A 24,331-nucleotide genomic window follows, 5' to 3' on the forward strand; every position below is an offset into this window, starting at 1 on the left:
GGCCTTACCTCTTCACAAAGTTTTGGTAGATGCGCACAAGCGCGGGGCGATACATATATTCGAGGGCACCGGCAAACAGGATCACCAGACCCTGGATGACGACGATCATCTCGCGGGTGATGTTGGGCATTTCAAACGAAAGGTCCGCGCCGCCCTGATAAAGAATGCCGAAGAGCAAGGCTGCAAAGACGATCCCGAGCGGATGGCTTCTGCCCATCAGCGACACGGCAATTCCGACGAAACCGGCACCGGCCACAAACTCCACCTGAAGGCGCGCGGATGCCCCCATGACCGGATTGAGTGCCATCATCCCGGCAAGACCGCCGGATATCAGCATGGCGATGATGACCGTGCGTGAATAGGGAATACCGGCATAGACGGCAGCCGAAGGGCTGATGCCGAGTGTGCGCATCTCATAGCCGAGCTTGGTGCGCCAGATCAGTACCCACACCAGAAACGCCATGACGAGCGCGATGATAAACGACACGTTGAAAGGCGCTGGACCGAGCTTGAGCCCGAAGAGTGCCATCAGCCAGTCGAGCTTCGGTAACTGCCCGCCCGGAAGAAAGGTGCGTGTTTCCGGCGCCATCTTGCCCGGCACGATCAGCACGTTGACGAGGAGATACACCATCAGGGCTGCAGCAATGAAGTTGAACATGATGGTGGTGATAACCACGTGGCTGCCACGCTTGGCCTGCAGCCAGCCGGGGATGAACGCCCATGCCGCGCCGAAGAGTGCCGCGCCGATCACGGCAAACGGCATCGTCACATACCAGGGAACGTAACGATCGAGCGTGAGCGCTACGAGCGCCGCGCCCAGACCGCCAATATAGGCCTGGCCTTCCGAGCCGATATTGAACAGCCCGGCATGGAAGGCGACAGCGACCGAGAGGCCGGTAAAGATGAAGCTCGTCGTGTAGAACAGTGTGAAGCCGATGGCGTCACCGCGTCCAAGCGCACCTTCGATCAGCAGACGAAGAGCAGCGAAGGGATCTTCGCCGATCGACCAGACGACGAGGCCCGAGATGAAAAAGGCGGTCAGGAGGTTCAGAAACGGCAGGAGGCCGTAATTGATCCAACCGGGGAGGGGTACGGAAGCTGTACTCATATGTGTTTGGCCTTATGCGGCAATGCCGGCCATCATCAGGCCAAGCGTCTGTTCTTCGGCTTCCGCCGTCTTTTCTCCGACAACCCGACCCGCGAACATGACCAGGATGCGATCCGAAAGCGAACGGATCTCATCCAACTCAACGGACACAAGCAGGATCGCCTTGCCAGCATCGCGCATGTCGATGATGCGGCGATGAATGAACTCGATGGCACCGATATCGACGCCACGCGTCGGCTGACCGATAATCAGCATGCTCGGATCGCGCTCGATCTCACGCGCAACCACGATTTTCTGCTGATTGCCGCCGGAAAAATTCGCGGTCTTCAGCCGGGCGTTCGGCGGGCGTATATCGTATTTCTCGATCTTTTCGGCAGCATCCTTGCGGATCGCTTCCGGATCGAGAAATGGACCTTTGCCGTATCGTTCATCACGATGGTAGCCGAGAATGGAGTTCTCATATTCCTCGAATTTTAGAACCAGGCCCATATGGTGCCGGTCTTCGGGAATGTGGGCAAGACCAAGTTGACGCAGGATAGCTGGATCGACCTTCTCCACCTGCTTGCCATTGATCAGAATTTCACCTGAATGCGGCTTTCGGATACCGGCGATGGCTTCCAGGAGTTCGGACTGGCCGTTTCCGGCAACACCTGCAATGCCGACAATCTCGCCAGCGCGGACATCGAAGGACACATTGTCCACCATGGTCACGCCACGGCCGTCTTTAACCGTGAGGTTACGAACCGAGAAAAGAACATCGCCAGGGCTGGCTTCGCCCTTTTCCACGCGAAGCAAAACGCGGCGACCGACCATCAACTCGGCTAGTTCCTCGACCGTGGTTTCAGACGTCTTGCGCGTCGCGACCATCTCTCCGCGGCGCATGACGGATACCTCGTCGGTGATCGCCATGATTTCCCGCAGCTTGTGGGTAATGAGGATGACCGTCTTGCCCTGGTCGCGCAACACGCTCAGAATTTTGAACAGATGATCGGCCTCCGCAGGCGTCAAAACGCCCGTTGGCTCGTCGAGGATCAGGATCTCCGCGCCGCGATACATCGCTTTCAGGATTTCCACGCGCTGTTGAAGACCGACCGGCAAATCCTCGATGATTGCATCCGGGTTGACCTCTAGGCCATACTCATCTTCCAGACGCTTCAGCTCTTTGCGCACAGCGGCCGTGCCCTTGGACAGAAGCGCACCGCCTTCCGCACCGAGCATGACATTTTCCAGCACGGAGAAATTCTCGACCAGCATGAAGTGCTGATGCACCATGCCGATACCGGCGTCGATGGCTGCCTGGCTGTCCTTGATGGCAACGGGATTGCCGTTGACGCGGATTTCGCCGGAATCGGCCTGGTAGAAGCCGTAGAGGATCGACATCAGGGTCGACTTGCCAGCACCGTTTTCCCCGATGATCCCGTGGATCGTTCCCTTGGCAACGGTCAGATTGATATTTTTATTGGCGTGAACGGCACCGAATTTCTTGTCGATGCCCACGAGCTCGATTGCAGGGTTCATACTCAAACCGAAACCTCTCCGAAGGCTGGATATGAAAAGGGCGCAAGATGAAAAACATCATGCGCCCCAGTCAAATATCATATCATTTCGGGCAGGAATTGTCCGACATGTAGTCGTGAACCTTGACGGCGCCGGAAATGATATCGGCCTTCGCCTTATCGGCTGCAGCCGCCATTTCAGGCGTGATCAGAGCCTTGTTGTTGTCATCGACAGCATAAGCCACGCCATCTTCCTTGACGCCGAGCGCGTTGACGCCAGCGGTGAACTTGTCGTCCTTGACGTCCTTGAACGCATTGTAGACGGCGAGATCGACGCGCTTGACCATCGAGGTCAGAACGGAGCCCGGATGAAGATGGTTCTGGTTGGAATCGACGCCGATCGAGAACTTCTTGTTGTCGGCTGCAGTCTGCAGAACGCCAAGACCCGTCGCACCGGCTGCCGCGTAAATCACGTCCGCGCCCTGGTCGATCTGGTTCTTGGTCAGCTCACCGCCACGCACCGGGTCGTTCCATGCTGCACCCGTCGTGCCGGTCATGTTCTGGAAGACTTCGATCTTGTCGTTGGCTGCCTTGGCGCCCTGGGCATAACCGCAGGCGAACTTGCGGATCAGAGGAATGTCCATGCCGCCGATGAAGCCGACCTTGCCGGTCTTGGAAGCCATGCCAGCAAGAAGCCCGACGAGGTAGGAGCCTTCTTCTTCCTTGTAGACGACCGAGCGGACGTTCGGCAGGTCGACAACGGAGTCGACGATCACGAACTTGGTGTCGGGAAACTCAGCAGCCACTTTCTCCATGGCGGAGGTCCAGGCAAAGGACACGGCAACAACTGGGTTGAAGCCGCGGCTTGCAAAGTTGCGGATCGCCTGCTCGCCCTGCGTATCGCTGGTCGGCTCGAAATCGCGGAACTCTGTGCCTGTTTCAGCCTTGAACTTCTCGGCACCTGCAGCGGCAGCCTCGTTGAACGACTTGTCGAACTTGCCGCCCGTTCCGTAGACCAGTGCAGGCTTGATATCCGCAGCCAAAGCGGAAGCCGACATCGCAGCAAGCGCGAAAAGCGTCAGAAGGGATTTTTTCATTTTGCAGCCCTGTTGTTGCAGTTTAATTTTATAAAAAGGGTCCTCCCGCAAGCCCTTATGCTGGGCATGTTCTGCGGAAAAGCCAGCCCATAAGGCTGAGCGTGGGGAGTATCCTTGCACGGCTGTAAGAAAAATTCACCCGTTTTTTTTGCCCGGTGGAAAACCTCTTTTCTGGTGGTTTTTTAATCTCTTCCGCCGGGCAGTTGCTGCACAACTAGGCGATGTTGCAGGTCACTCCGGTACCCCTCAACCCGCAATAGCCGCCAGGGTTTTTGGCCAGATATTGCTGATGGTAGTCCTCGGCGTAATAGAAAATATCCAGCGGCTCGATTTCGGTGGTGATCTTCGGACGATGACCCGCAGCCTCCAACGACTGCTGGAAGACATCGCGGGCCGCCTTGGACTCGGCAAGTTGCGCATCATTCGTCGTATAGATCACCGAACGATATGTGGTGCCGACATCGTTGCCCTGGCGCATGCCCTGCGTCGGGTCATGTTCCTCGAAGAATATCTTCAGAAGCTGGGCAAGCGTCACTTGCGAGGGATCGTAGACGACCTTGACCACTTCCGCATGGCCGGTCAGGCCTGTTGTCGTTTCCTGATAAAGGGGGTTGCGGGTAATGCCGCCGGAGTAGCCGACAGCCGTCACGTAGACGCCGGGTGTCTTCCAGAACAGCCGCTCCGCGCCCCAGAAACAGCCCATCCCCAGATAGATCGTCTCCAGGCCTTCAGGGTATGGCCCTTTCAGGCTTCTGCCATTGACGAAATGATGCTCTGGGACAGCGACCGCCTCGTCGCGACCCGCAATCGCGGTTTCAGCTGTTGGCATAACGGTCTTCTTGGAAAGAGTGTCGAATCCAAACATTGCAGTCTCCCTACGGCGATCGGCGCCGCGCTCCGGTCATTTACCGTGCGGGATGCTGGTATCGTCAGGCCGCAAAACGACCATGCGGTCTTGGCTTCCTGTAACCCGCCATCCATGACAGCAGAGAGAGACCAAGGAGAACCGCGAAGGCAGGGACGGCATCCAAGCCGTTGTCGATCCAGCGCCACGCTTCCGGATGAATATAGTGTGCCGTCATGCTTTCTGCCATGGCGAGCGAGGAAGGAAAAACCTCAGCCCAGCCTTCGCGAAAGCTTAAAAGATCGATGGACGAAGTCGAAACCGAACGGATGGAATCGAAGACGCCGACAGCGATGGCGCATAGAAGAAGCAGGAAGCTGAAAAACCGCAACAATGCTTTCATGGCAGGACTCCCCGGCACACGTTAAAACGGGACAGCCGCCTTTGAGACGACATTCTCTAGGTTCTGGATAAGGTCCGCGAGCGTGGTTTGCAATCTCCTCGTAACCAGCCTTTTCACAGACATTTTAAAAAACTGTCAGAATCGGGTTGATCGCGGCGAATTCATCGGTATATATCGCGCCGTTCCAGTGATTTGCATTTCCAAAAGCATGCAGATTGTAATGAAGGACAGGTGGCCGAGTGGTTTAAGGCGCACGCCTGGAACGCGTGTGTGCGTGAAAGCGTACCGTGGGTTCGAATCCCACCCTGTCCGCCATCTCACAACAATAATTTTCCGACCATTTTAGATCTGACATCTGGAAGCCCGCTGCTCCCCGGTATCGTTGCTCGGCGCCCCATCAAGTCAGCCCAAGAGTGTGATCTGATCCCGATTCCGCAAAATTAAACTTTGTCCATATTACCAAAACTTAAGGTGATTTTGCCGTGAGATGATGTTTCCTGATCCTGCAAGGTCTCTCCGGTACGGTGGCGTGTCGCGGCCTTCTCTCCTAGTCGGATCGCCCGCATGAAAAAGCTCTGGATACTCGTCAGCATTGTCGTTGTCGCCGCTGTGGCCGCTTGGCCGTTCCGCGACTCCATACCCTATGTGAAATCGCTGCCCTTCGTTGCGTCGCATGGACAGGCGACGCGCATTGCTTCCAACGCAGACGGCAAGCCCGAGGGTAAGGGTGCCGAAGCGCAGCCTGGTGGTGGGCGTGACCATTCCAGGGGCCAAGGTGGCGGTCGTCGCAATGGCGGGCCACCGGCGGTCTCCACCATCGCTGTAGAAGAAGCGACACTGCCGATGGATGTCGAGGCGACAGGCTGGGCCGTGGCAGCGGATTCCACCAATATCGCCCCACGCGAGCAAGGTACGGTGTCCTCGGTCGCAGCCACAAGCGGCCAGGAGGTGAAGGCTGGCGATCTCATCGTCAAGATGGACGATCGATCCGCCAGCGCCGCCGTTGCCAAGGACAAGGCCAATATCGCCGCCGATCTGGCAAGCGTCGCCCAGGCGCAAGCTGCCTTCGATCGCGCTTCCGCGCTTGCCAGGCAGAGTGCTGAATCCCAACAGGTGCTGGAGCAGGCCCGTGCGACACGCGATTCCGCTGCAGCCAAGGTCGATGCCGACAAGGCGACCCTCCAATCAGACCAGGCGATCCTTGAGGATACGGAAATCCGTGCGCCCTATAATGGCCGTCTCGGGATCATCACTATCAGCCCCGGCGCCTATCTCAGTGCTGGCGTGACGATTGTCAGCATCACCCGCTACGACCCGATCTTCATGCAGTTCCGGCTGCCGCAACGCTATTTGACGCAACTCCATGAAGGGCTGAAAAATGGAGCGACGGTTGATATCGATCCGGTTGCGACAGGCGGAACGCCCGTCATGGGCAAGCTTGCACTGTTCGACAACTCTGTCGATCAGGCCTCAGGTACAGTGCTCGTCAAGGCCGAGTTCAAGAACGACAAGGGTCTGGTCTGGCCAGGCCAGTCTGCCAATGTCACCGTCCACTTCCAGTCCAATCAGAGGCAGATCGTCATCCCGACGGTTGCCTTGAGAGCAGGCGCAAGTGGGTCGTTCGTCTACACGGTAGATGACAATCATAAGGTTCACGTCACGCCCGTCGAGGTCGCCCGCTCGAACGGTGACATGACCGCCATTGCCGGCGGTATCTCGGTCGGTCAAAAAATCATCGTGGAAGGTCAGTCGGAGCTGACGGACGGGCAGACGGTGGTCGACACGCCGAGAGCCACGGCCGATCAGGCAAACAAAGTCGCCCAGATTGCTCCTGCCGCGGAGAATGCCCAGTGATTGCGCGCTTTTGTATTCATCGGCCCGTTGCTACCATTCTCCTTGCAATCGGACTGACGCTCGCTGGCTTTGCGGGTTACAGGCTTCTGCCTGTGGCCGCCCTCCCGAAGGTGGATTTTCCGACGATCAACGTATCGGCGTCGCTGTCCGGCGCTTCGCCGGAAACCATGGCGACGTCGGTCACGACGCCGCTCGTCAAGCAGTTCGAAACGATCCCCGGCATCAGCGAAATCAGCGCGAGCAATACCCTCGGCAACACCTCCATCGTCATCCAGTTCGATCTGAATCGCGATATTGATGCCGCGGCTGCGGACGTGCAGGCGGCTATTTCGCGCGCGCAGCGCCAGTTGCCGAGCAATATGACGACAGCGCCGAGTTATCGGAAAACCAACCCGGCGGATGCGCCGGTTCTGCTTCTTGCCGTCAACAGCAAGGAGATGCCGGCCAGCAAAGTTGACGATATTGCGGAAAACGTGATTTCGCCGCTGCTGTCCACCATTTCAGGCGTAGCGCAGGTCAGCATCTATGGTGCCAAGACCTATGCGGTACGGGTGGGTCTTGAGCCCTCTCTCTTGCAAGCGCGTAACATCGGTGTCGATACGGTCACGACAGCGATCGCCCAAGCCAATAATCAGGTGCCTGTCGGTGCGCTACAAAATCAGAGCCAGCGCCTGACGATCGATGCCGATACGCAAAGAACCAATGCGGACGAGTTCAAGTCGCTGGTCATCGCGACCGCAAACGGCGCGCCGATCCATTTGGGCGATGTCGCCAATGTGCAGGATGGCGTGGATAACCCGGATTCGGGCAGCTCGTTCGATGGCGAGCCTGCCATCATTCTCGCGGTCCAGCGCCAGTCGGATGCCAACACCGTCGATGTGGTGAAAGCCATTCAGGACAAGCTGCCGGCGCTACGCGAGCAATTGCCGCCCTCGATCAACATTCATGTGATGAACGACACGTCGGTTGCCATCAAGGATGCAGTATCCGACGTTCAGTTCACGCTCCTCCTGACGATCGCTCTTGTCGTTCTGGTCATCTATCTCTTTACCGGCCACCTGACGGCGACCATCATTCCCGGCCTTGCCGTTCCCCTGTCGCTGATTGCCGCTTTCGGCGCCATGTATGTCCTCGGTTATAGTATCGACAACATTTCGCTTCTCGGGCTGACATTGTCGGTCGGCCTGGTGGTGGATGATGCGATCGTCATGCTGGAGAATATTCTGCGCCTGCATGAAGAGGGCCTTCCCATGCGCGAGGCGGCGCTGAAAGGTGCCAAGGAAGTCAGCTCGACGATTCTATCGATGTCGATTTCGCTTGTTGCAGTGTTCATCCCTATTCTCCTGATGGGTGGGGTGGTCGGTCGCCTGTTCAACGAATTCGGCATGGTCGTGACGCTTGCAATCATGGCATCGGCGTTGGTGTCCTTGACGGTCACGCCCATGCTCGCCTCGCGCCTGTCGTCGCATTCGTCGAGGCCGCCAACGATAATCCGCTGGTTCAATGCCGGCTTTGATCGCACACTTGCCGTCTATGACCGGTCCGTCGGGTGGTGCCTGCGTCATCGCGGCTTTGTTCTTCTGTGTTTCCTCGGCTCTGTAGCCGCGTCCGGCCTGCTGTTCTGGACCCTGCCGTCCAGCTTCTTCCCTCAGGAAGACATTGGTCAGCTATCGGTTTCGACCCGCGCCCGTGAGGATATCTCCTATGCGGCCATGAACGATCTGCAGAATCAGGTGGCGGCGGCGATCCGCGCAAATCCCGCAGTTCTGCACCTAACGTCCATCGTCGGCGGTAACTCTCGCAGCCCGCTCAATAACGGCTCCATGTTCGTGCAGTTGAAGCCGAAGGAAAACAGAGAGCCGCTATCGCAGACGTTGGCGGAGCTGACGAAGGCGACCGCCAAGATCCCAGGCGTCAGGACCTACATTACGCCTCAACAGAGCCTGCGCTTCGGTGGACGCAGCTCCGCCTCGCAGTATCAGCTTGTGGTGCAGGGCTTGAGCGCCGATGCCACGAGCACCTGGTCGGGCAAACTGATGGACCAGATGCGCAAGGATCCGACCTTCACATCCGTTACATCCGACGCGCAGAACGGCGCGATTGCCGCAACCATCGTGGTCGATTCGGAAAAGGCTGCAGCCTACGGCATCACCAATGATCAGCTGCGCAAGACGCTGGAGATGGCCTTTGGCGGATATGACGCCGCGCAGATTCAATCGACCGGCAACAGCTACAACGTGATCGTCGAGTTCGATCGCTCCAAGCCTTGGACGGATGATTTCCTGCGCGACATCAATATCCTCTCCACCAAGACGAACACCCTGGTGCCGCTGTCGAACTTTGCCTCGGTGGAGCGCAAGCCGGCACCCGTCACCATCAACCAGACCGGGCAGCTTGTCTCGACCACCATTTCGTTCAACCTGCCGGACGGCGTTTCGCTCAGCCAGGCCATGCAACGGATCGACCAGATCAAGACGCAGATCGATCTGCCTGCGGACGTCTTCACCACCTATGGCGGTACGGCAGCGATCTTCCAGCAGTCTCAGGGCAATACCGGCCTGCTGATCCTGGCGGCGGTGCTGACCATCTATGTGGTGCTTGGCGTTCTCTATGAAAGCTTCATCCACCCGCTCACCATTCTGTCGGGCCTGCCGGCAGCGGCCTTTGGCGCGCTGCTGGCGCTGGAAATCATGGGGATGGATTTCTCCATCATCGCCCTTATCGGTCTCTTGATGCTGATCGGTATCGTCAAGAAGAACGCGATCATGATGATCGATGTGGCGGTCGACAATATGCGCAGCAAGGGGGAAGAGGCGGCGGTTGCCATCCACGAGGCCTGCGTGCGCCGTTTCCGCCCGATTATGATGACGACCTTCTGCGCGCTTCTCGGTGCGCTGCCGATCGCACTCGGCTCCGGTGCCAGTTCGGAGCTGCGCCAGCCGCTCGGCATTGCCGTGGTTGGTGGCCTGCTGGTGTCGCAGGTTCTGACGCTCTTCATCACCCCCGTCATTTTCGTCGAGATGGAGCGGGCAGGCCGGGGTGTCGGTCGGCTGTTCTCAAGGCGTCACAAGGTTGCGCATGAGGCCAATACTGAATTCCGTAGCAAGCCAAACAAAGCGGCTGCGTGATGATGCAGATCAGTAGAGACAAAAAAAGCCCGGTTTCCCGGGCTTTTAAGAAATCGGACGTGCTCAGTTCGTTGGCATCGGTGCTGCCGGTGCATTGGGATCGGGCAGCGGGGCCGGATTGTCGGAAAGGGTGCGCAGATAGGCGATCAGGTCGGCACGCTCGGTTTCCTTCTTGATGCCGGCAAAGCCCATCGCGGTGCCCGGAACATGCTTCTTGGGCGCTTCAATGAAGTAGCTGAGGTGGTCGTAATCCCACTTCTCGGAGCTGCCCTTGGAGAAGTCTTTCATGCCCGCGGAATAGCTGAAGCCTTCGTGGCTTGCGATCGGGCGGTTGACGACGTCGTAAAGGTTAGGGCCGACTTTATTGGGGCCACCCTTGTCCCCGGTGTGACAGCTCGTGCATTTCTTGAAAACGGTTTCGCCCTTGGCGGCGTCTGCAGTTGCAAGAAGCTTGGCAATCGGCGTTGCAGGCGCCTCGGCAGCGCCCCCAGCGGCCTCGCCACCGGATGTCTCTGCAACGATCGTATAGCCTTCCTTTTCCGGGGCAGCGGAATGAAAAATCCCGTCCGACGCTATCGATACCGTCATAAGGACGAAGACCGTGCCAAGAAGGGCACCGACCGCCATGTTAACCCGTGAATTCATTGATTTGCGCTCCCTCACAACCGTTTGCTTGAAACGGGCATCTTGAAATTGCGTGAAAGCTATGGCTTTTGCACAGCCTGCGCAACTTGAATATGCTCTCCGCCCCGTGACGTATTGCCACTTTTCCGGCGGAATTTGAAGGGTGTCGGATGAATAATCGAAATTTCGAAAAAGCCATCGTGCTTATTCCCGCGCGAATGGCCTCGACCCGCCTTCCGGGCAAACCTCTGGCCGATATAAACGGCAAGCCGATGATCGTTCAGGTTGCCATGCGCGCCCGCGAAGCCGGTGCCGAACGCATCGTCGTTGCGGTCGATGATGAGCGCGTTTTTCAGGCCGTCAACGACGCCGGTTTCGATGTCATCATGACGCGTCATGATCATCAATCCGGTTCCGATCGCATCTATGAAGCATTGCAGAAAGCCGATCCGGACGGTCGCGCCGAGTTCGTCATCAATGTTCAAGGCGACCTTCCGACCATCGAGCCGGAAACGATTCGCGCCTCGCTTCTGCCCATGGACGATCCGGATGTCGATATCGCCACGCTGACCGTGCCGATCACCGACGAGGATGAAAAGACCAATCCGAGCATCGTCAAGATCGTCGGTAGCCCTGTTTCCGAGACCCGTCTTCGTGCTCTTTATTTCACCCGGACAACCGCACCTTACGGCAACGGTCCGCTCTATCACCACATCGGGCTTTACACCTACAGGCGTGCGGCGCTGGAGAAATTCGTGTCACTGAAGCCGTCTGTTCTTGAGCTTCGTGAAAGCCTTGAACAATTGCGCGCGCTGGAAGCGGGAATGCGCATCGATGCGGAAATCGTCCACTCGGTTCCGCTTGGTGTCGACACGCAGCCGCAGCTCGAAATGGCCCGCAAAATCCTTGCCAACAGATAGAATTGAAGATCGCACCATGACCAGCAGCAATCGCATTGCCTTTCAGGGCGACTACGGCGCAAATTCCGACATGGCCTGCCGGGATGTCTTTCCGGATATGGATCCGCTGCCTTGCCCGACCTTTGAAGATGCGTTCAACGCGCTTGAAAATGGTGAAGCCGATCTCGCCATGATCCCGATCGAGAACACGCTGGCCGGACGCGTGGCAGATATCCACCACCTCCTGCCGGAATCGCGCCTTCATATCATTGGCGAATATTTCATGCCGATCCGTTTTCAGCTGATGGTGCTGCCTGGTGTCGAAAAGGACGAGATCAAGACGGTTCACAGTCACATCCACGCGCTTGGGCAGTGCCGCAAGATCATTCGCTCCAATGGCTGGAAGGCAATTGTCGCAGGCGATACCGCCGGTGCCGCGAAACTGGTGTCGGAAAAGGGTGATCGGACCATGGCGGCCCTTGCGCCGCGTTTGGCCTCCTCGCTCTACGGTCTCGATATCATCGCCGAAAACGTCGAGGATTCGGAAAACAATGTCACCCGTTTCGTCGTGCTCTCGCGCGATGAGCAATGGGTGAAGCGGACGTCTGCGCAGGATTTGATTGTCACCACCTTCGTCTTCAACGTGCGCAATATTCCGGCAGCGCTCTACAAGGCCATGGGCGGCTTTGCCACCAACGGGATCAACATGACGAAGCTCGAAAGTTACCAGATCGGTGGCAAATTCGTCGCAACACAGTTCTATGCGGATATCGAAGGGCATCCGGAAGACGAACCCGTGCGCCATGCACTGGAAGAGCTAAGGTTCTTCTCTGAGAAGGTCCGCATTCTCGGCGTTTACAAGGGACATGCGATGCGCGGAAAATTCAACACCGTCTGACTTTTGCGTGGGCGGGCGGGGAGGCTTAGGCCGCCCCGTCCCACTCGATCCAATCGCGCATCAGCCGATGGGCGATGGCGCCTTTCGGAGGCGGTAACTGGCCATTCGCGCCCGTCATCTGCAGAAGCTCGGCTACTTCCGCGCGGGTAAACCAGCGGCAATCCTCCAATTCGGCGTCGTCCCGGCTGATATCGAAGGACAGCGCTTCGGCAAAGCAGCCGATCATCAGCGTGTGTGGCATCGGCCATGGCTGTGAGGCATGGTAGCGAACGCGTCCCACCTGAATGGCAGCCTCTTCCCGGGTCTCGCGACGCACGGCGTTTTCGATCGTCTCCCCCGGCTCCACGAAGCCTGCTAGGCAGGAATACATGCCCGGCGGAAAATGCGCGCCGCGACCGAGCAGGCAGAGATCCCGCTCCAGATCGATCGTCAACATGATGACGACGGGATCGGTGCGCGGAAAGATGGTATGTCCGCAACCGGAACAGATGCGCTTGTAGCCGCCGATGCGAAGCTCCATCTGACCGGCGCATCGACCGCAGAAGCGATTGTCGGCGTTCCAGTTCATCAGGCTGACGGCTTGCGCCACCTCGCCCAAGAGTTCTTCGCCGATTAGCTGATCACGGTACAGCGTACGCGCGTCTGCTGCCTTGTAATGGCTGGCAAGCGTGTCTTCTGCCACCTTGATCGGGACAGCGATACGCGGCTCGCCATTCTGCTTGTAGCCGAGCAGGATCGCCTGCTCGAAATCGGGCTCCAGTTCTGCCAACTCGTAAGCGGCAAACAACGGGTCGAGAACCTGATCGTCATGCTTGAGGATCAGCTTGTTACCGGCAAAGGCAAGAAGATGCATCCCCTCTACCTTGAGGGCGTCGGCCACGCAGGTCTCGTTGCGGTTTTCGGCAAGCCGCTCAAGATCGTTCTGGGCGAATGCGGTGAGAGCGGACGGTTCGGGATGCGGCGAGGTGGTCTCGAAAATGCGATGTGAAGTCATCAGAGTGCGCCAGCCAGTTTCTTGATGAAATCCTGCTTGTCATGTTCCGCATAAGGGACAGGGGTGCCTTGTCCCCAGATCGGTCCCGGCCAGCAGGGGTCGCCCTCGTTGCGGGCGATGATATGGACATGGAGCTGGCGAACGATGTTTCCAAGAGCGCCGACATTGATTTTGACCGCTCCCGTCACCTCTTTCAGCGCCGAGGCGACGAGGTTGGTCTCAAACGTCAGCACTGCCTGGTCGAGCGGCGTAAGATCGAACAATTCGCTGACATCGTTTCGCTGCGGAACCAGCACGACCCATGGCCAGCGGCAATCGTTTTGCAGACGCAACTGGCACAGGCCAAGTGTGGTGATCAGCACGCTGTCGCGCGCCAGTCTTTCGTCCAGGTGGAATGGGCCCAAGGCATCCTCCCTAAAATAATCTGCGGTCTTGCGCCGCAGTTCGCGCTCAATAGTGACCTGTTTTCACAGAGATAGCAGTTTTTTCAAGGCCTGACTTGCATTTGCTTCTATTATTGCCGATATGTGGCGCCGGGAGGTTGGTGGTGGACGAGCCACTCGCCAACCGGGTCAGGTCCGGAAGGAAGCAGCCCTAACGAGCCAGGCACGGGTCGCCGTGCCAGCCTCCCACCTCTTCTTCTTAAGACACGCTCTGCTTCGCCGGGCCAGTTCAGCCTGAAGCGGGCCCCACTTCGAAAACTGGCGAGGCGATGAGCGACACCGGAACCAACATGCCCCAGACAAAAGAGCAGGGTACGGGTTACCGGGTATTGGCGCGTAAATACCGCCCGAAGGATTTCTCCGATCTGATGGTCGGGCAGGAGCCGATGGTTCGCACGCTGACCAACGCGTTCGAAACCGGCCGTATCGCCCAGGCCTATATGCTGACCGGCGTTCGCGGCGTGGGAAAAACCACCACGGCTCGTATTCTGGCGCGGGCGCTGAACTACAAGACGCCTGAGATCGACAAGCCAACCATCGACCTGCGCGTTCCGGGCGAGCATTGCCAGGCGATCATGGAAGGCCGTCATGTCGATGTGATCGAGATGGACGCCGCCTCGCACACCGGCATCGACGACATTCGCGAGATCATCGAGCAGGTGCGCTATCGCCCTGTATCGGCGCGCTACAAAGTCTACATCATCGACGAAGTGCACATGCTCTCGACACAGGCTTTCAACGGCCTGCTGAAGACGCTCGAAGAGCCGCCCGAGCATGTGAAATTCATCTTCGCCACCACCGAAATCCGCAAAGTTCCGATCACCGTTCTATCGCGCTGCCAGCGTTTCGATCTTCGCCGCATCAGTGCCGCGGACCTTGTCGGCCTGTTTACGGCAATCGCATCCAAGGAAGGTTTCGAAGCCGAGCCGCAGGCGCTGTCGATGATTGCGCGTGCGGCAGAAGGATCGGCGCGTGACGGTCTGTCTCTGCTCGATCAGGCAATTGCCCATGGCAGCGGTCGCGTGGAGGCGGATGCCGTGCGCGGCATGCTCGGTCTTGCCGATCGTGCGCGCATCGTCGATCTCTTCCAGTACATCATCAAGGGCGATGTCGCAGCGGCACTGTCCGAATTCAATGCGCAATATGAAGCGGGCGCCAATCCCGTTGTTGTCCTGAACGATCTGGCTGACTTTACTCATCTGGTCACCCGCATGAAATACGTGCCGGACGCTTCGGAAGATCCGTCATTGTCGGAGGTCGAGCGCCTTCGCGGTACAGAATTTGCCGATAGTGTTGCGGTCTCCACCCTGTCGCGCATCTGGCAGATGCTGTTGAAGGGAATTCCCGAAACGGAGAACGCTTCGCGCCCTGCCGGTGCCGCCGAAATGGTATTGATCCGCCTGTCGCACGCTGCCAACCTGCCGGCGCCGGAAGATGCGGCCCGTCGTCTCGAGGAACTCGCGAATGGCGCTGGCGCCATGCCGACTGGCGGTTCCGCTGGCGGTGGGGGCAATGGTCATGGTGGCGGCGCACGCGCCTATGGCTCGACGCAGGCCGTCGCCTCAGCTCAGACATCGCCGCAGATGCAATCCGCGCCCCAGCCGACTGCCATGCTGCGCGCCGTGCCGGATAGCCGCCCGCAGGACATGCAGGTCGCGGCACCCCGTACCGAGGAACGGCCTGAACCGAAAGTGCCGGTCAAATCGGTGCAGGATATTGCCGATCTGGCGCAGAAAAATCGAGATCCAGTCATACGGGCTAAAGTCCGCAATTTCGTGCGTCTGGTGAAGATCGAGCCTGGCCGTCTTGATATGCGTCTTGGCGAAGGCGCGCCAGGCTCGCTCCCCGGCGAACTTGGCGTCAAGCTGAAGGAATGGACAGGCATCCACTGGATCATCAGCCTCAGCAAGGACGAGGGTGAGCCGACTCTCGTCGAAGCGGAAGGCAATGCGCGTGACGCGCGTCTGGTCGATGCGCGGCAGGATCCGGATGTTGCAGCCATCCTCTCGCAGTTCCCCGGCGCAAAGATCACCGATGTGCGCATTCGTGCAGCCGTTCAGGAAGAAGTCGAAGACGTAAGCCCGCCTTCCGTTGCCGAATCGAGTGAAGGCGATATTCTTCCCGGCGACGATATCGAGTTTTGAGAAAACGGCAGAGTTGACGACCGTAGCCGTGTTCGGATCAACCGCCCCAACAACAAAAACAGGAGTTTCAGCCATGCGTGACATTATGGGCATGATGGGCAAGGTCAAGGAAATGCAGGCCAAGATGGAGAAGGTGCAGGAAGAAATTGCCGCACTCGAAGTCCACGGCAGCTCCGGCGGCGGCCTCGTGACCGTTACCCTCAATGGCAAGGGCGAAATGCGCGGCCTGAAGATCGACCCGTCACTCTTCAAGGAAGACGAAGTCGAAATCCTCGAAGACCTGATTGTTGCAGCCCATAAGGATGCGAAGGAAAAGGGTGAGGCCCAGGCTCAGGAGAAGATGGCCGGTATTACGGCTGGCCTGCCGATCCCGCCAGGCATGAAGTTTCCATTCTAATATCCGACGCTCTTTGGCGGCATGGCCCGCCAAGACTTAGGCGATCATCTCGCGAAAGCGGCTGGCAAGGGGCGTGCCGAGAAAAGCGGCGCGCTCTTTCTGCGTCAAGCGGCTGGGCCGAAAACGCTGGAGGATGACGGGGATCGGGAGTTTCGTCCCGGCATACGGTATGAGGGTCACACTCTCCCCGGCCTCTATCATGCCGGTTTGAAGGACACGGCAGTAAGCCCCGGGATGACCTGCATCGCGAAAGCGCTTGGCAAAATGCGGGTCGCCGACACGGGCAGTGAGTGTGGCGCAGGGGATGCGCGCGGCGGTGACTTCCAGCGTCACCTGTTGAAGCTCAAGCCGATCCCCGACGCAAAGCGCGGCACTGTCCATGCCTTCGATCACAAGGTTTTCGCCGAAGAATCCGGGCTCGATTGGGTGACCGCGGTCTCCGGTCCAGAAGTCGAGGTCGCCCGAGCCCATGGCATAGATGGCCTGGTCCGGTCCTCCATGGTGCTTGCGGTTACAAACCGCGTCACCGACGATGCCTTGTACGTCCACCATCACAGGGCCATTTACAGCGTGCTTGAAGATGCCGGTCTTGGATGTCTTGCCGGGTAGCGCCTGTGCATCGGCGCGACAAATAGCCTGAATTTTCATGAGATGCCTTCTGCCCTTACCGATTCCCGTTCAACGAATAATGCAGTAGAAACGCTCCATGGCAAAACGAGTCACCGGTCCCGAAATCGAAAAACTGATCCAGCTTCTGGCAAAGGTGCCGGGACTTGGGCCTCGCTCTGCGCGCCGCGCGGCGCTGCACCTCATCAAGAAGAAGGAGCAGTTACTCGGCCCGCTTGGGAGCGCCATGGGCGAAGCCTATGACAAGGTCAAGATCTGCTCCTGTTGCGGCAATGTCGATACGATCGATCCCTGCACTGTCTGTACCGATGTGCAGCGCGACCAGTCGGTCATCATCGTTGTGGAAGATGTGTCCGATCTCTGGGCGCTGGAACGGGCAGGGGCGATGAACACGGCCTATCACGTGCTGGGCGGCACGCTCTCCCCGCTGGATGGGGTCGGCCCTGAGGATTTGAACATCAAGGGCCTGATCGACCGCGTGAGTGTCGGCGGCATTCGCGAGTTGATCATTGCCGTGAACGCCACCGTCGAGGGTCAGGCGACCGCGCATTACATCACCGATCGACTGACCGATCTCGACGTCAAGATCACGCGCCTCGCCCATGGCGTTCCGGTCGGTGGCGAGTTGGATTATCTCGACGAAGGCACGCTGAGCGCGGCGCTTCGAGCCCGCACAGCGATTTAAATAGCATACGATAAGGAGACCGAATGCGCGCTCACACCATCGGCCTTGCAGTTGCCGCCGCAGTTTCTCTTCTCTCTTCAGGCGCAACACTTGCCCAGTCTATCCCGACGGGAGCGGCGGCCGCAAAATACGATGCGGAGTTCAATGCATGGCTGAAGCGGGAAATCTGGCCGGAAGCGAAAAAGGCCGGGGTGTCGCAAAAGACGCTTGAAGCCGCATTGAGCGGCCTGACGATCAACTGGAAACTGCCGGACGTTCTCGTGCCGGGCCAGAAGCCACCCAAGGAGCAGGCGCAAAGCCAGGCCGAGTTCTCCTCTCCTGGCGCGTACTTCTCCGAAAAGCGGCTTCAGGGTCTTGCGGCAACGGGGCGCTCGCTTGCCGCCACCCATGCTGCCACCCTCAAGCGTATCGAAGCGACCTATGGCGTTCCTGGCAATATCGTTATCGCCATTTGGGGCCGTGAGTCTGGTTTCGGTCGTGCGAAGCTTCCCAATTCCGTCATCGACGTATTGGCGACCAAGGCCTATGCCTCCACCCGCAAGGACATGTTCCGGGCCGAGCTGATCGATGCGCTGAAGATTGCCGAAAGCGGCGACGTGCCACCCTCGCGGATGATGGGATCCTGGGCTGGCGCGCTCGGGCAACCGCAGTTCATGCCGTCGAGTTACCTCAAATATGCCGTCGATTTCGACGGAGACGGCCATCGCGATATCTGGAATTCGGTACCCGACGCCTTGGCATCCATCGCCAACTATCTATCGAAACGCGGCTGGCAGCGCGACCGCGACTGGGGTTTTGAGGTTTCCATACCAGACAATGTTTCCTGCGCGCAGGAAGGTCCGGATCTGGCGAAGCCGGTGTCTCAATGGGCCAAGATGGGCATCACCCGTATTTCTGGAAAAGGCTTCCCGTCCAACGACTTGAGTGCCGATGGCATGATGCTGGTTCCCGCCGGTCGCCACGGCCCGGAATTCGTCGTGACGCCGAATTTCTACGTCATCAAGGAATACAACAACTCCGATCTCTACGCCCTCTTCATCGGCAATCTCGCTGATCGCATTGCCTATGGTGCGGGTCCGTTCAAGGCGGAATGGGGCAATGTCGGCTCCATGCTCCGCTCCGACGTGCTTGCCATGCAGAAGGCACTGGTCGCCAAGGGCTATGATGTCGGCAAGGCCGATGGCCTGGCCGGCTTCAAGACCCGCCGATCGCTGGGTGATTGGCAGGCAAAGAACGGCTTGAAGCCGACCTGCTTTCCTGATGCTTCGTTGAAGGGGCGCTTACGTTAGGACGGTAAGTCATTGGTGACACTATCGCGTCGCCACATAAATAGTGCGTCCGGTAGCTTTTCCTCGCAGCCGGACCCGTCTGTTTCGCTGATTTTGACAAAACCGTTCCGTTTATAAAAACGAATGGCACGCTCGTTTCGCAGGAACACCCATAGGCTGAGTCGGTCTTGTCCTTGTTTTGATATATCGAGAAGTTTGGCACCTAGGCCGCAACCGACATATTCGGGTAGGCAATAGAGGTGATCCAGCCACCCCTCTCGAAACGCACAGAAGCCAACGAGGGCGCGGTGCTGCTCGGCGCACCACACCTCGCTCTGCTTGAGGACGACATTGCTGAAATATGCAATGTCTTCGTCAATGTTGTGGAGGTCGGGAAGGTAGGGTAAAAAGTGTTGGCGCGAGGCCCGCGAAATTCTCGCGACTTGCTCACCCTCCGACGCGTCAGCCTTCCTAAGGATGATTTCACGATTATTCACCCACAACTCCGATTTTTAAGCTTACATGTCTCAATGCGGATCGATATGGGCCTTGTGGAAAATATCGTCCTGCGGTGGGATCGCCTGGCGCTCGATCATCCGGTGGACGCGGGGGCGTGTCTTGCCCTTGTGTAGCGTCAGGATGCGATCCCAGCTTTCCGCGTCGGCCTGGGTTCGTCGGTGGTTGTGGCGGACATATTCGACCCAGGTCGGGACGTGATAGATCTCCGTCCAGACATCCGGGTTTTCCAGATCCCGCATCAGGCTCCAGTTGCGCGCGCCATCGCGGATGCGGATGCGACGGCGCTCTGCCATGATCGCCATGAACTCCGGCAGATCGGCATCGTCGATCTCGTAATCCACCATGATCGCAATCGGGCCGCTGCGGGGTTTAACATCCAGCCGCAGCGGCGGCTCGACGAAGCGGTTCAGCGGATCGAGGTTCAGTGAGGCGAAGGCCGGCATGGTGAGCTTGAAGCCGACGACGACGCCAAGCAGCATCAGCACACAGGAAAAAAGGAGCGAAAAGGTCAGGCCGTGATCTTCCGCCAGAGAGCCCCAGAGCCAACTGCCGACCGCGATGCCGCCGAAGGTCAGCGTCTGGTAGAGTGATAGCGCGCGCCCCACGACCCAGCGGGGCGTGGAAAGCTGCACGATGGTGTTGAAGAGCGAGAGCGCCAAAACCCAACTGGCACCTGAAATCGTCAGAAACAGGCTGGTGATGATGGCATTGGTGCTGATGGCGGTAACGCCGGCGCTCAGCGCAAAGCCTAGAAAGGCGACCCGCACGATCCACTCGCTGCTCATCATCTCGCGGAGCCTGGCGCTCATCAGCGCCCCAACGATAGCGCCAACGCCGAAAGCGCCGAGCATGATGCCGTAGGTCAGCGGTCCGCCTTCGACAAGATCACGCGCCACGAGCGGCATCAGCGCCAGAATGGCGCTGGCGGAAAGGCCGAAGAGAAAGCCGCGCACCAGTACCTTGCCGATATTGGGCGACATCGCGACATAGCGCATGCCGGCGGAAATCGCGGCCAGCAACTGCTCACGCGGGAGCGTCGAATTGTTCTTTGGCGGTTGCCATTTGAACAGTGCATAGATCAGCGTGAAGTAGCTGAGCGCATTGACGAGAAAGGCTGCCGCTGCACCGGCTGCGGCGACGATGACACCTCCGATGGCGGGACCGACACTGCGGGTGATGTTGAAACCGACGCTGTTGAGCGTCACTGCCGCGGGCAAGTCCTCCCGCGGCACCATCTCACCGACCGATGCCTGCCAGGACGGATTGTTCAGCGCCGTACCGCAGCCGATCATGAAGGTGAAGAACAGAAGCAGCCATGGGGTCAGAAGATTCGCCCAGGCAAAGACTGTCAGCAGGATCGACGCGGCAAGCATCAGGAACTGCGCGGACAGCATGATCCGACGCCGATCGAAACTGTCGGCGAGCGCGCCGGAAATCAGCGAGAACAGCATGATCGGCAGCGAGGTAGAGGCCTGCACCAGCGCGATCATGTTCTCGGACGTCGAAAGTGCGGTCATCATCCATGCGGCACCCACGGCCTGGATGAGCCCGCCGAAGTTGGACGCGATGCTGGCGAACCAGATGCGTTTGTAGGTCGGGTGCCGGAGTGGCGCGAGTGGCGATTGACGGTCGGGCACGAGCGATCCAATTGATTTCAACTGCTGTTCTGGCAGCAGGCACTATAAAGGTCGATGGCGGTGACACCACCCATTCAAACGCTGCAAAGGTGAAATTGTGGCAGAAAAAATCGAATATTCGGATTTGCGCCGCAAACCTTGCATTTCCGGACAGAAGGGTTTATATCCCCGTTCAAATTCTTGATCGTCTGATGAAGAGTGGGGTCCCCAAGGCCCCGCTCTTTTTCGTTAGGCGGATCGTCAAACCGGAGCAGATGTTCCGCGCAAAGAACACCGGAAGAGCATAATGGCAGCAGCCGAACCGAGACTGATAACCGAAACAGGCATCGACCAGCGGATCGCCGAGATCATCGAGCCGATTTTGACCGGAATGGGTTTCGTGCTTGTCAGGGTCCGGCTTTCCAGCCAGAATGGCTCGACACTGCAGATCATGGCCGAACGTGAAGACGGGACCATGACCGTTCAGGATTGCGAAGCCGTCTCGATGGCCATTTCGCCGGTTCTCGATGTGGAAGATCCCGTCGAAAAGGCGTATCATCTGGAAGTGTCCTCGCCTGGCATCGACCGTCCGATGGTTCGCAAGTCCGATTTTGTTCGCTGGCAGGGGCATCTCGTCAAGGTCGAGACCTCGATCCTGGTGGATAATCGCAAGCGCTTCCGTGGCAAGATCGCGGAAGTTGATGCTGACAGCTTTAAGCTCGAGCGCGACCAGATCGGCTATGGCGAAGAGCCGGTCGTGACGATCCCGTTCAACACGCTGTCCGATGCCAAACTGGTTTTGACAGATGACCTTATTCGTGACGCGCTGAAGGCGGACAAGCAGGCCAAGGCCGCTGCTGCTAATCAGAACGAAGAAGCAGACGAAGATTGATTTTTTGAGAGACCCTGCGGGGCTCTTCCAACGCAAACATGCGACTTACGGAGACAAAAAAATGGCAGTGAGTGCTAACCGGCTTGAGCTTCTGCAGATCGCCGATGCTGTGGCGCGCGAAAAGGTCATCGACCGCGAGATCGTGCTTGCCGCAATGGCCGATGCCATCCAGAAGGCCGCCCGTTCGCGTTACGGTTCCGAGACCAATATTCGCGCCGACATCAACTCCAAGACCGGCGAAATCCGCCTTCAGCGTCTTCTGGAAGTGGTAGACAAGGCCGAAGATTACTCCACCCAGATTCCGCTGGAACTGGCACGCGACCGCAACCCCGATGCCAAGCTCGGTGACTTCATAGCCGATCCGCTGCCGCCGATGGATTTCGGCCGTATCGCTGCCCAGTCCGCCAAGCAGGTCATCGTGCAGAAGGTTCGGGAAGCCGAGCGTGACCGTCAGTTCGACGAGTTCAAGGATCGTATCGGCGAAATCATCAACGGCACGGTCAAGCGCGTCGAATATGGCAACGTCATTGTCGATCTCGGCCGTGGCGAAGGCATTATCCGCCGTGATGAGATGATCCCGCGCGAAAACCTGCGCTACGGCGATCGCGTCCGCGCCTATGTTTATGACGTTCGTCGCGAGCAGCGCGGCCCGCAGATTTTCCTGTCGCGTACCCATCCGCAGTTCATGGTCAAGCTCTTCACCATGGAAGTGCCGGAAATCTACGACGGCATCATTCAGATCAAGTCGGTTGCCCGTGATCCGGGTTCGCGCGCCAAGATCGCCGTGATTTCCAATGACAGCTCGATCGATCCGGTCGGTGCTTGCGTCGGTATGCGCGGTTCGCGCGTTCAGGCCGTCGTTGGTGAGCTTCAGGGCGAAAAGATCGACATCATTCCCTGGAGCCAGGAGCCTGCAAGCTTCATCGTCAATGCGCTTCAGCCTGCGGAAGTGGCCAAGGTCGTTCTGGATGAAGAGTCCGAGCGTATCGAAGTGGTCGTTCCCGACGAGCAGCTGTCGCTTGCGATTGGCCGTCGCGGTCAGAACGTTCGCCTCGCTTCGCAGCTGACCGGCTGGGATATCGACATCATGACGGAGCAGGAAGAGTCCGAGCGTCGTCAGAAGGAATTCAACGAGCGTACCAACCTCTTCATGGAAGCGCTGGACGTCGACGAAATGGTCGGCCAGGTTCTGGCATCCGAAGGCTTCGCCCAGGTCGAGGAACTGGCCTATGTCGAGCTGGATGAAATCTCCTCTATCGACGGCTTCGATGAAGACACCGCTGTCGAAATCCAGACGCGCGCCAAGGAATATCTCGATCGCGTCGAAGCGGAAATGGATGCCAAGCGCAAGGAACTCGGCGTTGCCGACGAATTGCGCCAGATTGACGGCCTGACATCGCAGATGATGGTGGCTCTCGGCGAAGACGGCATCAAGACGGTTGAAGACTTTGCCGGCTGCGCAGCGGACGATCTCGTCGGCTGGACCGAGCGCAAGGATGGCGAGACCAAAAAGTTCGACGGCATCTTCTCCAAGCTCGACGTCTCTCGCGTCGAGGCCGAAAACATGGTTCTGCAGGCTCGTCTTCTGGCTGGCTGGATCACCGAAGAAGAACTGGCTGCTGAACAGCAGGCTGCCGAGGAGGCGGATACCGCCGTTGAGGAATGATATCGCAGGCGCATGAACCGGATGCCGGGTCCGATGAGGATCTGGCAGAAGGCAACGTCAACGGACGTATGTGCATTGTTACACGACAGAGTGGATCGCCAGATGAGTTGATCCGCTTCGTCGCAGGCCCGGACGGGCAAATCGTGCCGGACCTGAAGCGCCAATTGCCGGGGCGCGGTTGCTGGGTGACAGCCGACCGAGCGCTGGTGGAAAAGGCGATCGCAAAGAAGCTCTTTGCGCGCGCCTTGAAAACGGACGTCAAGGCTGGACCGGATCTTCTTGAGATGCTGGACCGGCTGATGACGCAGCAGGTAACGGGCATGATGAACATGGCGCGCAAAGCTGGCCAGTTCATCAGCGGCGCCATGAAGGTCGATGCGGCCGTCCGTTCCGGACAGGCGCTGGCGGTCTTCCACGCAACCGATGCCGCCGCTGATGGCGTTCGGAAACTGGATCAGGCCCGCAAGGCCTGGGCACTCGGTACGGGTGCCGATGAAATACCGTCCTTGAAGCTCTTTACCGGGGCCGAAATGGACGAACTATTGGGCCAGAATGCTTTTATCCATGCCTGCGCGCTTGCAGGACAGGCGGGTGAGGGTGTAGTGAAGCGCGCAAAGATGCTCGAGCGATATCGCCATGGCGAAAAAGCTCCAGCGGACATTGGCGCTGCCCGGACAGAACGACAATGACGCGGTTATCGGACAACACCGGCCGCCGCGTTCGGATGCA

General features: G+C 58.5%; 23 protein-coding genes, 1 tRNA gene and 1 other RNA gene. 14 read left to right on the forward strand and 11 right to left on the reverse strand.

Going from position 1 to position 24,331, the window contains the following annotated elements; genetic code table 11:
- Window positions 1-4 precede the first annotated feature (4 nt).
- From QZ869_RS14075 to QZ869_RS14095, 5 genes are all read right to left on the reverse strand, one after another.
- Window positions 5-1,108 (reverse strand): ABC transporter permease, encoded by a 1,104-nt coding sequence (locus QZ869_RS14075; protein ID WP_296015860.1) that lies wholly within the window; start codon window positions 1,106-1,108, stop codon window positions 5-7.
- Between the two features lie 12 nt (window positions 1,109-1,120).
- Window positions 1,121-2,632 (reverse strand): ABC transporter ATP-binding protein, encoded by a 1,512-nt coding sequence (locus tag QZ869_RS14080; protein ID WP_367115333.1) that lies wholly within the window; start codon window positions 2,630-2,632, stop codon window positions 1,121-1,123.
- A 76-nt stretch (window positions 2,633-2,708) separates the two neighbouring features.
- Window positions 2,709-3,701 (reverse strand): BMP family ABC transporter substrate-binding protein, encoded by a 993-nt coding sequence (locus QZ869_RS14085; protein ID WP_296015861.1) that lies wholly within the window; start codon window positions 3,699-3,701, stop codon window positions 2,709-2,711.
- Between the two features lie 214 nt (window positions 3,702-3,915).
- A complete protein-coding gene (gene msrA / locus QZ869_RS14090; protein WP_296105541.1) occupies window positions 3,916-4,566 on the reverse strand; it encodes a peptide-methionine (S)-S-oxide reductase MsrA in 651 nt (216 codons plus the stop codon).
- Between the two features lie 64 nt (window positions 4,567-4,630).
- Window positions 4,631-4,948, reverse strand: a complete 318-nt coding sequence (locus QZ869_RS14095; RefSeq protein ID WP_296105543.1) for a hypothetical protein — start codon at window positions 4,946-4,948, stop codon at window positions 4,631-4,633.
- 225 nt (window positions 4,949-5,173) lie between these two features.
- On the opposite strand from QZ869_RS14095, the gene QZ869_RS14100 reads away from it, so the two are divergent.
- The 3 genes from QZ869_RS14100 to QZ869_RS14110 all read left to right on the forward strand — a co-directional run bounded on the left by QZ869_RS14100 (window position 5,174) and on the right by QZ869_RS14110 (window position 9,930).
- A tRNA-Ser gene (locus tag QZ869_RS14100) sits at window positions 5,174-5,263 on the forward strand.
- A 249-nt stretch (window positions 5,264-5,512) separates the two neighbouring features.
- The gene (locus QZ869_RS14105; protein ID WP_296105545.1) at window positions 5,513-6,802 is read left to right on the forward strand and encodes an efflux RND transporter periplasmic adaptor subunit; all 1,290 of its coding nucleotides are present in this window, start codon (window positions 5,513-5,515) and stop codon (window positions 6,800-6,802) included.
- Window positions 6,799-9,930, forward strand: coding sequence for an efflux RND transporter permease subunit (locus QZ869_RS14110; protein WP_296105549.1), 3,132 nt, complete (start codon window positions 6,799-6,801; stop codon window positions 9,928-9,930). Before QZ869_RS14105 ends, QZ869_RS14110 begins: the two co-directional genes overlap by 4 nt.
- A 63-nt stretch (window positions 9,931-9,993) precedes the next feature.
- Here QZ869_RS14110 and QZ869_RS14115 read toward each other — a convergent pair whose 3' ends face one another.
- A complete protein-coding gene (locus QZ869_RS14115; RefSeq protein WP_296015874.1) occupies window positions 9,994-10,575 on the reverse strand; it encodes a cytochrome c family protein in 582 nt (193 codons plus the stop codon).
- 149 nt (window positions 10,576-10,724) lie between these two features.
- On the opposite strand from QZ869_RS14115, the gene QZ869_RS14120 reads away from it, so the two are divergent.
- A complete protein-coding gene (locus QZ869_RS14120) occupies window positions 10,725-11,474 on the forward strand; it encodes a 3-deoxy-manno-octulosonate cytidylyltransferase (protein WP_296105550.1) in 750 nt (249 codons plus the stop codon).
- 16 nt (window positions 11,475-11,490) lie between these two features.
- Window positions 11,491-12,351 carry a prephenate dehydratase gene (locus tag QZ869_RS14125; RefSeq protein ID WP_296015878.1) on the forward strand — a complete coding sequence of 287 codons (861 nt, stop codon included), beginning with the start codon at window positions 11,491-11,493 and terminating at the stop codon, window positions 12,349-12,351.
- Window positions 12,352-12,376: 25 nt separating this feature from the next.
- On the opposite strand, the gene nudC is transcribed toward QZ869_RS14125, so the two are convergent.
- Together nudC and QZ869_RS14135 are read right to left on the reverse strand one after the other, a co-directional pair.
- Entirely contained in the window at window positions 12,377-13,345 is a 969-nt protein-coding gene (gene nudC / locus QZ869_RS14130; RefSeq protein ID WP_296015879.1) for an NAD(+) diphosphatase, read from the reverse strand.
- Window positions 13,345-13,749: an HIT domain-containing protein gene (locus QZ869_RS14135; RefSeq protein WP_296015881.1), complete on the reverse strand. Its 405-nt coding sequence runs from the start codon at window positions 13,747-13,749 to the stop codon at window positions 13,345-13,347. Before QZ869_RS14135 ends, nudC begins: the two co-directional genes overlap by 1 nt.
- 132 nt (window positions 13,750-13,881) lie before the next feature.
- Here QZ869_RS14135 and ffs point away from each other — a divergent pair.
- The 3 genes from ffs (at window position 13,882) to QZ869_RS14150 (ending at window position 16,329) form a co-directional block, all read left to right on the forward strand.
- Window positions 13,882-13,978, forward strand: an RNA gene (gene ffs / locus QZ869_RS14140) — signal recognition particle sRNA small type.
- A gap of 79 nt (window positions 13,979-14,057) precedes the next feature.
- Window positions 14,058-15,932, forward strand: coding sequence for a DNA polymerase III subunit gamma/tau (locus QZ869_RS14145; protein ID WP_296105552.1), 1,875 nt, complete (start codon window positions 14,058-14,060; stop codon window positions 15,930-15,932).
- Window positions 15,933-16,005: 73 nt separating this feature from the next.
- Entirely contained in the window at window positions 16,006-16,329 is a 324-nt protein-coding gene (locus QZ869_RS14150) for a YbaB/EbfC family nucleoid-associated protein (RefSeq protein WP_296015885.1), read from the forward strand.
- A gap of 36 nt (window positions 16,330-16,365) precedes the next feature.
- Here the strand turns inward: QZ869_RS14150 and QZ869_RS14155 are convergent, their stop codons facing one another.
- Window positions 16,366-16,977, reverse strand: coding sequence for an MOSC domain-containing protein (locus QZ869_RS14155; RefSeq protein WP_296105554.1), 612 nt, complete (start codon window positions 16,975-16,977; stop codon window positions 16,366-16,368).
- Window positions 16,978-17,035: 58 nt separating this feature from the next.
- Here QZ869_RS14155 and recR point away from each other — a divergent pair, with 58 nt between their 5' ends.
- Together recR and QZ869_RS14165 are read left to right on the forward strand one after the other, a co-directional pair.
- Window positions 17,036-17,641, forward strand: coding sequence for a recombination mediator RecR (recR, locus tag QZ869_RS14160; protein ID WP_296083728.1), 606 nt, complete (start codon window positions 17,036-17,038; stop codon window positions 17,639-17,641).
- A gap of 23 nt (window positions 17,642-17,664) precedes the next feature.
- A complete protein-coding gene (locus QZ869_RS14165; RefSeq protein WP_296105556.1) occupies window positions 17,665-18,930 on the forward strand; it encodes a lytic murein transglycosylase in 1,266 nt (421 codons plus the stop codon).
- Here QZ869_RS14165 and QZ869_RS14170 read toward each other — a convergent pair.
- Together QZ869_RS14170 and QZ869_RS14175 are read right to left on the reverse strand one after the other, a co-directional pair.
- The gene (locus tag QZ869_RS14170; protein ID WP_296105558.1) at window positions 18,927-19,406 is read right to left on the reverse strand and encodes a GNAT family N-acetyltransferase; all 480 of its coding nucleotides are present in this window, start codon (window positions 19,404-19,406) and stop codon (window positions 18,927-18,929) included. The genes QZ869_RS14165 and QZ869_RS14170 overlap by 4 nt on opposite strands.
- A 30-nt stretch (window positions 19,407-19,436) precedes the next feature.
- Window positions 19,437-21,065 carry an MFS transporter gene (locus QZ869_RS14175; protein ID WP_296105559.1) on the reverse strand — a complete coding sequence of 543 codons (1,629 nt, stop codon included), beginning with the start codon at window positions 21,063-21,065 and terminating at the stop codon, window positions 19,437-19,439.
- Between QZ869_RS14175 and QZ869_RS14180 the strand changes: the two genes are divergently transcribed.
- The 4 genes from QZ869_RS14180 (at window position 21,044) to QZ869_RS14195 (ending at window position 24,291) form a co-directional block, all read left to right on the forward strand.
- The gene (locus QZ869_RS14180) at window positions 21,044-21,352 is read left to right on the forward strand and encodes a hypothetical protein (RefSeq protein ID WP_296015892.1); all 309 of its coding nucleotides are present in this window, start codon (window positions 21,044-21,046) and stop codon (window positions 21,350-21,352) included. The genes QZ869_RS14175 and QZ869_RS14180 overlap by 22 nt on opposite strands.
- A complete protein-coding gene (gene rimP, locus QZ869_RS14185) occupies window positions 21,352-21,936 on the forward strand; it encodes a ribosome maturation factor RimP (RefSeq protein WP_062443144.1) in 585 nt (194 codons plus the stop codon). The genes QZ869_RS14180 and rimP overlap by 1 nt, the downstream gene beginning before the upstream one ends.
- Window positions 21,937-21,997: 61 nt before the next feature.
- Window positions 21,998-23,602, forward strand: a complete 1,605-nt coding sequence (gene nusA, locus QZ869_RS14190; protein WP_296015896.1) for a transcription termination factor NusA — start codon at window positions 21,998-22,000, stop codon at window positions 23,600-23,602.
- Complete coding sequence (locus QZ869_RS14195; protein ID WP_296015899.1) at window positions 23,599-24,291, forward strand: RNA-binding protein; 693 nt, start codon at window positions 23,599-23,601, stop codon at window positions 24,289-24,291. The genes nusA and QZ869_RS14195 overlap by 4 nt, the downstream gene beginning before the upstream one ends.
- Window positions 24,292-24,331 lie beyond the last annotated feature (40 nt).

It is taken from the genome of uncultured Agrobacterium sp. (assembly GCF_913777885.1).
Classification (GTDB): Bacteria; Pseudomonadota; Alphaproteobacteria; order Rhizobiales; family Rhizobiaceae; genus Agrobacterium.